This window comes from Bdellovibrionota bacterium, assembly GCA_040386775.1.
Lineage (GTDB): Bacteria > Bdellovibrionota > Bdellovibrionia > Bdellovibrionales > JAEYZS01 > JAEYZS01.
Window position 1 is genome coordinate 1 of the sequence record JAZKEU010000006.1, and the last position, 7482, is coordinate 7482.

The window sequence follows — 7482 nt, forward strand, 5'->3', positions numbered from 1 at the left end:
ATAATTTTACACTAGAGCGGATATTTGGGATTCATCCTTCCACCAAATTATACTTAAGATTGTTTTATTTCCTATTTTTATTGAATCTTCAAATACTAAGTAATCTTCTGATCCTTTTAAGGTAACCCAACTATCTGCACCTACTGTTCCATTTGCTGATTTCTGCAATCCCTTTAATAGCTCAGCGGCGAAGCTATCCATACATAGATTTTCGATTGGCCAAACAAATGTTGGTAAAACTTTATTACGGCAGAACCACTTACGCTTACCAGCCACAGTACAAACTAACATACTTGGATAAGGTCCTTGTTCAACAAGCCGAATAGCTGTTGCCATTAGTGTTGAATTAAATATAGACATTAATTTTTTTACGGTAGCAAAATTAATTGGTTCGCGTCTTGTCATGGGTACAAACATTGATGTGGGCATAATTAAATTAGCAGAATATTTATTTGCTCGTACCTCTGGATCCAGCTCTCTAATTCCCCATTTTTTAAAATCACTGCTCGCGCAGTTGAAAAATGGCTTTCCCCTATCATACATCCAGTGCCCCAGCTCATGCCCGATTGAAAATCTTTGCCGTTCTGGTGATGAGTTCGCATTTACTGTTATAAATGCTTCGCTCGCATTGCCAATAATTCTACCTTCGATCCCATTTAAAGGCTGAACAACCACATGTGCGTTACAAAATTGAGCTATTGATAGCAAATCAATTTCTTCTGGTTTTGTAATTCCCAAGTCTAAAAGCAAGTCTTCTGGATCTTTATATATCGGAGCGCTATTCATCAATACCATCTAAAAAGCCAAGAGCTTCAGCTTGCTCCAGGACACTCACTATATCTTCATCTGACATGGTTTTATATTCACGAAACTGGAGGGCAAAACCCGGATCGAGAGATGGGAGTTTTGAAAGCAAAGTTTCAAAAAGTTTTTTTCTTTCCGCAGGGGACGAATGCACTCTCATATTTTGGCCTGATAACAATTTAGCTTTTTTATTATAATTTTCTCTAGCAGATTCCAAATTTTTCTGGCGACTCTTTTTTACAGCGTCAGACAATATATTTCTTGTGCTTTTGATTAGAGAGGCTGAGTCTTTACCATTATTTTTACAATCATCTATTAGTTGTTGATCGCTAAAGCCCTCAACCTCTAAAGCAAGCATTTCTGAAATCATATTAAGATCTTTAATATTTTGAATTTTATTACTATTTTTCATATTATTATCTTTCTAAAACGGCAGTAATCCGTCTTTTCAATTTTATATCAAGGGCATTATATTCTTTTTCGCCTAATTTCATTCCCTCTCTAATTTCCTTTGGGTCAAACCCAGCAAGCTTATATTCTATAAGTTCTAAAAGTAAGGGATCGTCATTAAGTGCTATTTTCACGGTCTCCATTTGCCTCTCGGCTTCAACTAACAAAAGTGGATTTTGAGATGCTGAATCAACTAATGTAGATAAATGAGAAGCTGAATCGTAAGGCACTGATTTTCCTTCTAAAGATTTAGTTACTCTATCAACCTCATGCCCTACAATATTTTTTATGGCTTGTGAAAGACATGTCATAATATTTATCTTTTCAATGGGCCATTTTTTTTCGCCTGACAAAACTTTTGTAAAGGCCTCCTGCAGCACTTCATCTCCCCAATTTTGATGCCCACCACCTATACTCAATACAGATGATCTTTTATCCGCAATTCTTTTCAATTTGAGCACCTCATTGTCAGTTAGAGCTATTATTGCTTCTGAAGTTTCTTTTAAAGTTGCAGCTCGAGAGGTAACCGTTTCGCTTCGTTTTCCCATAAAATTCCTGATTAAACAATATTTGTATACATACTATCGGCATCCTTCTCTCTTTTTAATGCCGTAAAATACGTAAAATCCGACATTTTTATGAAAATTTTGTCGAATTAATCATTTCTACCGGCATATCAATGTGAGACGTAATTAAACGTCTCATAACCCTGAAAAGGAGAACGAGATATGGCACGTTGCCGAATTACCTGTATTATAATGAGTTCCAGCTCAAACAAACATGAACACATTGCTGCTGTGGGAAATCCAGCTGCTCCATGGAAGCTGAGTACAGAAGAAGCAATTAGAAGAATCGAATCTAAGATCGATTCGTTTTATGTTGAGGATCCAAAAACTGGAAAGTCAGCTGACGTTGGGGTTGTAAGAGAAGCGGGAAAATATCCTTATCTTCGTACTCATGCGGATGGTTTCTGGAATGATAACCTACTATCACTAAGCACTTGTCCGCTGTAAAATTTCAGCTAGCAGTTAAGAGTGTACGTACTTCGCTGAAGCTGTACGTACACTCTTAAGAATTTACAGAATTCGTTAGGTTCTTTGAAGTTTAATAGTGCTAGTATGAGATTCTAAAAAGGCAGAATTTTGGTGTTACCATCGTGTTACCAAACTTTGAAATGCACCGAAATTTTATGAAATACTTAACTGATTTGTTTTCTTAAATGAAATAGGCCATCTAGCGGGCTTTACTTAACTTTTTTGGGAACTCAAATTCTAGAAGGGAAAAAATGGATGGAAGTGTATTGCGCTTCTATCTAATTGAAATCATGTAACTTTCAAATTCGGAGTTACCATAAGTTACCATCTTGAAATGTCCTGACATTTCACAAAACATACTATCTTCTTAATGAGGATCAACAAGCATATCTTTTTCATCAAATGCCTCCCAACTCCATCCGTTAGAGATCATTTTTAACATTTGTCCTTTATATTTAAACGACCAATTTTTTCTACGCTTTTTCCATGAAATCTTATCTTCTTGGGGAATGCCAAAGTCGAATTCTTCAACATCGTATTTATGTTGTTGAGGTATGCCGGTTATGTGATAGGCGGTTGTATTTATCAACTTCAAAAATTGATCTACAAATTTTGGCTTTAATACTATATTTTCACTCTCGTTTTGACCTGCAATTGATGGATAAATTAAGCCATTTATATCTTCACCACCAAGCAGGTGTTCAGCAACTTTAGATGAATACTCGTAAAAATATTCACCAGGAAAAGTAAATATCTCGTTTAAAAGTATTTCAAAGTCAGACATTGGGGTTTGAACTCTTTTTGAGCCAATAGGATTTAGAATGTAAGGATCGTAGATTCGATACTCTGATAAAACCAGTGTGTCCTGAACTTTACATTTTGATTCAACAAAAGTAGTTGGCCCTCCAGCAGAAGCATAAAAAATAGATTTATTGGGACTATTGGCTCTTCCCAAAGTTGCCTTATCGATAGGTGGGTAGGTAAGTTCGCTTACACTAACTGGTAGTACACCTTTATTAAATATTCTGGATCGAAAAATCCGAGTGGGTTTAGTTTGCGTCGGTAAAAAACGAATGGCTTGTCTTTTTTGCCCTGTTGATAATTTCCAAAGTCTTTTTAAAAATTCATCAGGAGAGATCTGTCTTTTTCTAGCTTCATTTAGTAAATCTTTTGAACTCATTAATCTATAGTATTAGTACTGAATAGTTGGATCAAGAACAGGTTCGAACCCTACTACTCAACATCAACTTACCTGTAAAAACCATTTTTAAAAGGAAGTACCTGAGCCCCACAAAAGTTACCAGGATGTTACCATTCAGTTACCAAGTCCCGAAATTTCGGGACATTTCCCGACATTTCGGCTCTTCTTGGGTTTTTTAAATGAAATTAACTAACTGCTGAATCCCTTTCGGGATTTTTTTGGTACTCAAAATTTAGTAGGAAAAATGGATGGGGTGATAGGATTCGAACCTATGGATGACAGAATCAAAATCTGTTAGCTTACCGCTTGCCGACACCCCAACACAGGTAGAATGAAGTTCTCAAATTACGTATTTTGGTGACTAAAATCAATGATTTCTAGCTATAGACGCGGAGTTCTAATGCCTTCTAGGAAGGCATTTCAGGGTATTAATCCTGTCTTAAGAAGATATCGATCTTTTTATTGATGTGCCCTACAAGCTTTAAAGCTTCTTCGAGTTTTTTTACCGGGATATCAATGTCTAATTTTTTCATATGCTTGATCTCTTGATCCTGCATGTTTTTATAAGCCCTTTTACCTTCATCTGTAAGCTCGATGAGCGAGGATTTCTTATGGAATGGGTTTGGCTTTGACTCTACCCACCCCTGCTCTTGCATCTGATCCACCAAAACCTGAACACTTTGGCGGCTCAAATGTCTAAGCTTTGCCAAGTGAGGAACAGTCATTCCCCCATTATCATTCAGGATTTCAATAATGCCTCTTACGCTCACCGATAAGTCTGAACCCTTATGGACGAACTCAACTCCTTTTTTAAGGAGTTGATAGTTGATTCTAATCTCTTTTAATAGATCTGATAAAACGACTTCTTTATTCATAGTGATACCAATATACCAGAATGTCCCAAACATGTCAAAGTGACTATTTTACATCAAAATGACAAAAAAAATACATTATGACAATAAAGCTGTCATTTTATAATGGACAGACTACTTTTCTTTGGTTTATACATAGCCCATCTAAAACCATTAACCAATTAAGAGGGTTATTATGAAAACAATATTACTAGCTTTATCTGTAACAGTGGCAGTCTTCACTTCTACATTTGCTCAAGCAGCATCTGTACTTGTTCCGAGCTTCAAAGGAAAAATCCATAATTACAGTACCGTACCGAATGATGAACTCGAGGTTTCCGTCAGAGTTCAATGTGATTACAAAAGTGGTTGGCCAATTCCTGATAACGTATCTTGTGGAAACCAAAGTGCAAAAATCAAAGTTGAAGCGGACGGGACATTCGTAGTTCCGGATCTTCAATGGCAAAACAAGAAAAGCCTTAGCTACTACAGAGCAAGCTTTTCGGTAAATGCCAACAAAGCTAACGGAACTGATGGGAACTTCGTATTTGCAGCATTCAGTGCAAAAGAAATTCGTAAGATGGCTGGTTCATTAGTTGAAATGTCTATTTATGAAATGCCCGCAATCAAGATCAATGTTGTCACGCCAACCGGTGAAGACTACAAAACTTGGAGAGGTGTTGTGGATTACGGAAATCCTGAAGTACAAAATACCGTACCATGTGTTAATGTGAGCATGAGTATCAAAACGACAAAAGAAAATCTAGCAGTAGGAAATAATTGGACAGCATCAAAAGGTTCTAACGATTCGAATACTCCCGAATTATTATCTGGAAGCTTACTTGGTGTTAGAGGGAATCCCGGTGCAGATTTAAAAGTAGTTGCTTCACTTTCTTCACACTCTAAAATGCCGGAGTGTAAATCAAACTCTGTAACTAAAAGTGTTGAACTGATGAAAGGACTACAAGAAACTCTCAGTCAAGTCCACAAGGTTTTAAATAATAGCGTAGTAAAAGTAGATTAATATTAAATCTATCTCTTAAAATAAAAAAGGCAGCTCTATAAAAAGCTGCCTTTTTTATTTCTAGATTTCAATTATTATTCGCGGTCTGTATCATAGTCGGACTTCTTAAGCTCTTCCAAGCTCTTTCCCATGGCTTTGATCTCTTTTTCGTAAGCTTCAAAGACTGATCTTTCGATCTCTTCCCTGAACTCTTGATTGAGAGGATGCGCAATATCTCTAAACTGCCCGTCTTTACGTTTCTTTGACGGCATAGCCACAAACAATCCTGTATTCCCGTTAATGATCTTTAAATCACGAACGACGAACACGTTTTCTAATGTGATTGTAACGTAGGCTCTTAGACGATCTTCATTGACAGGATAAACCTTCACTTCTGTTATCTTCATAGAGGACTCCTTAGTTGTATACTCATAGATATCTCTACTTATACAAACGGAAGTCCAGGACCGAGACTTTAGTCTTTTTAATTTTTAAGTCAAAAGATTAGCTAAACTGTACCAAGACGATACAAAACCACTGAAGTTAAATTATAAAATTTCAAATTCAGAAACCACCGGAAGATGATCAGATAGAATTCTAAGATATTTACTAGACAAAATTTGAGTCGAAACGGCTCTTAAGTTTCGACAATAAATTCTATCAAGGGAGAATTTTGGATAAATACTCGGCGAAGTGGGCGCTAAAAACCCATTCACTGAGGATGAAGTTTCTTTAACGTTAAGCTTTGATTCTATTTCTGGATGCAGTCGATTGTCCCAATCATTAAAGTCCGCAGCAATGATCACATGGTCTTCACTTTCTGTTAATGCTGATGTGACTTTTTCAATTTTAGAAATTTGATTTTTTCTACCTTTGTATGTGAGATCCAAATGACTGCAAAATAAATACAAAGCTCGATTATCCAGAACCTTTACTTTTCCATACAGCAATCCCCGTTTTTCTAAAGCATTGTTAGAAATATCTGTACTGTGTGTTTCCACAAATGGGTACTTTGATAAAATAGCATTTCCGTAATGGTAATCACCCATCGTTGCGTTCTGACCAAATGAATAATGCGGCCAAAGTTTATCAGCGAATTTTTCTAATAATTTTTCAGCTTGAGGTTCAATAAGAAATTCTTGTAAAAAAATAATATCCGGCTCTATCTCATGGACTAGTTTATCCAGGGCTCCCCAAGTACGATGCCTCAAGAAAAAAGATCTGCCTTTGTGAATATTGTAACTCAAGACTTTAATGATCACCCAACAACCCCTAATCAGAATGAAGTTTTAAACTTCATTAGAAACATACCAAATGCTCTTTCCCAAGCTTTCATCTGTTTTTTGGTAGTGATCTCTTTTGAAAGCTTCATATCTTTTATAAACTCATTATTTAATGCCTCTATTTCTGAAACTTCAGAAACTATCATATTGAGCTCAAGATCTTGATAAAAGCTTCGATAGTTGAGATTTCCAGAACCAACAATTCCCACAGAATCTATAAGCGCTGTTTTAGAATGAAGAATTCCTTCCTGATACTCATAAACTTTTAAACCTTTTTTGATCAGTGGAGAATAATAAACTCTAGATAGATAGCTAAACCACGCAGGATCGGTTTTATTGGGTACCATCAATCTCACATCCACCCCACGTTCAGCTGCCGCGACCAATGCCTTCAATAAAAATCTTGGTGGATTAAAATAAGGGGTCACAAGCCAAATTCTTTCTTTTGCGTCGTCGATTCTTTTTAGATAATCTTTTCTATAATGACTTCTCAAAACTTTAGTTTGCGTTGTCCTAATATGATCAGAATTTTCTACTTCAAAAATAATTTTTCTAAAGTCACAGCTTTTAAATCTAGAAACATCATTTTCGATCCAATCCCAAGTGCATTCAAAAATTTCCATTAAAAGATTAATGTCATTGGAGTTTTCAATTCTTAGCGTGGTTTCTTTCCACTTGAGCGCTGGCTCCATCACGTTGAGGCTGCCAACGTACGCGATTTTTTGGTCGATCACAAAAATTTTGCGATGGTTGCGGCGATTAAAAATTTTTAAAAAGGGAGAAATTTTTTTTGGGTAATATTTAAAAATATTTTTTTCGGAATTGCCGTTTGAATATTGTGCTCTGAAGTATAATT

General features: G+C 36.1%; 10 protein-coding genes and 1 tRNA gene. 2 read left to right on the plus strand and 9 right to left on the minus strand.

Features of this window, described 5'->3' with window-relative positions:
- Positions 1–6: 6 nt before the first annotated feature.
- Genes V4596_01875 through V4596_01885 form a run of 3 tightly spaced genes read right to left on the minus strand, consistent with a single transcriptional unit; the run spans position 7 to position 1802 of the window.
- Positions 7–786: an ImmA/IrrE family metallo-endopeptidase gene (locus tag V4596_01875; protein ID MES2767868.1), complete on the minus strand. Its 780-nt coding sequence runs from the start codon at positions 784–786 to the stop codon at positions 7–9.
- Entirely contained in the window at positions 779–1216 is a 438-nt protein-coding gene (locus V4596_01880) for a hypothetical protein (protein ID MES2767869.1), read from the minus strand. The genes V4596_01875 and V4596_01880 overlap by 8 nt, the downstream gene beginning before the upstream one ends.
- 4 nt (positions 1217–1220) lie before the next feature.
- Complete coding sequence (locus tag V4596_01885) at positions 1221–1802, minus strand: hypothetical protein (protein ID MES2767870.1); 582 nt, start codon at positions 1800–1802, stop codon at positions 1221–1223.
- Positions 1803–1982: 180 nt separating this feature from the next.
- Here V4596_01885 and V4596_01890 point away from each other — a divergent pair, with 180 nt between their 5' ends.
- Positions 1983–2267, plus strand: coding sequence for a DUF3892 domain-containing protein (locus tag V4596_01890; protein MES2767871.1), 285 nt, complete (start codon positions 1983–1985; stop codon positions 2265–2267).
- Between the two features lie 388 nt (positions 2268–2655).
- On the opposite strand, the gene V4596_01895 is transcribed toward V4596_01890, so the two are convergent.
- From V4596_01895 to V4596_01905, 3 genes are all read right to left on the minus strand, one after another.
- Positions 2656–3468 (minus strand): hypothetical protein, encoded by an 813-nt coding sequence (locus V4596_01895; protein ID MES2767872.1) that lies wholly within the window; start codon positions 3466–3468, stop codon positions 2656–2658.
- Positions 3469–3734: 266 nt separating this feature from the next.
- Positions 3735–3809, minus strand: a tRNA-Gln gene (locus tag V4596_01900).
- A gap of 108 nt (positions 3810–3917) precedes the next feature.
- On the minus strand, positions 3918–4364 hold the full coding sequence (locus V4596_01905) for a helix-turn-helix domain-containing protein (protein MES2767873.1): 447 nt from the start codon (positions 4362–4364) through the stop codon (positions 3918–3920).
- Positions 4365–4536: 172 nt separating this feature from the next.
- Between V4596_01905 and V4596_01910 the strand changes: the two genes are divergently transcribed.
- Positions 4537–5364 carry a hypothetical protein gene (locus V4596_01910; protein ID MES2767874.1) on the plus strand — a complete coding sequence of 276 codons (828 nt, stop codon included), beginning with the start codon at positions 4537–4539 and terminating at the stop codon, positions 5362–5364.
- A 74-nt stretch (positions 5365–5438) separates the two neighbouring features.
- Here V4596_01910 and spoVG read toward each other — a convergent pair whose 3' ends face one another.
- From spoVG to V4596_01925, 3 genes are all read right to left on the minus strand, one after another.
- Positions 5439–5750 (minus strand): septation regulator SpoVG, encoded by a 312-nt coding sequence (gene spoVG, locus V4596_01915; protein MES2767875.1) that lies wholly within the window; start codon positions 5748–5750, stop codon positions 5439–5441.
- Positions 5751–5891: 141 nt separating this feature from the next.
- Positions 5892–6605 (minus strand): endonuclease/exonuclease/phosphatase family protein, encoded by a 714-nt coding sequence (locus V4596_01920; GenBank protein MES2767876.1) that lies wholly within the window; start codon positions 6603–6605, stop codon positions 5892–5894.
- Between the two features lie 14 nt (positions 6606–6619).
- The coding region (locus tag V4596_01925) for a phospholipase D-like domain-containing protein (GenBank protein MES2767877.1) at positions 6620–7482 on the minus strand (863 nt) is incomplete at its 5' end.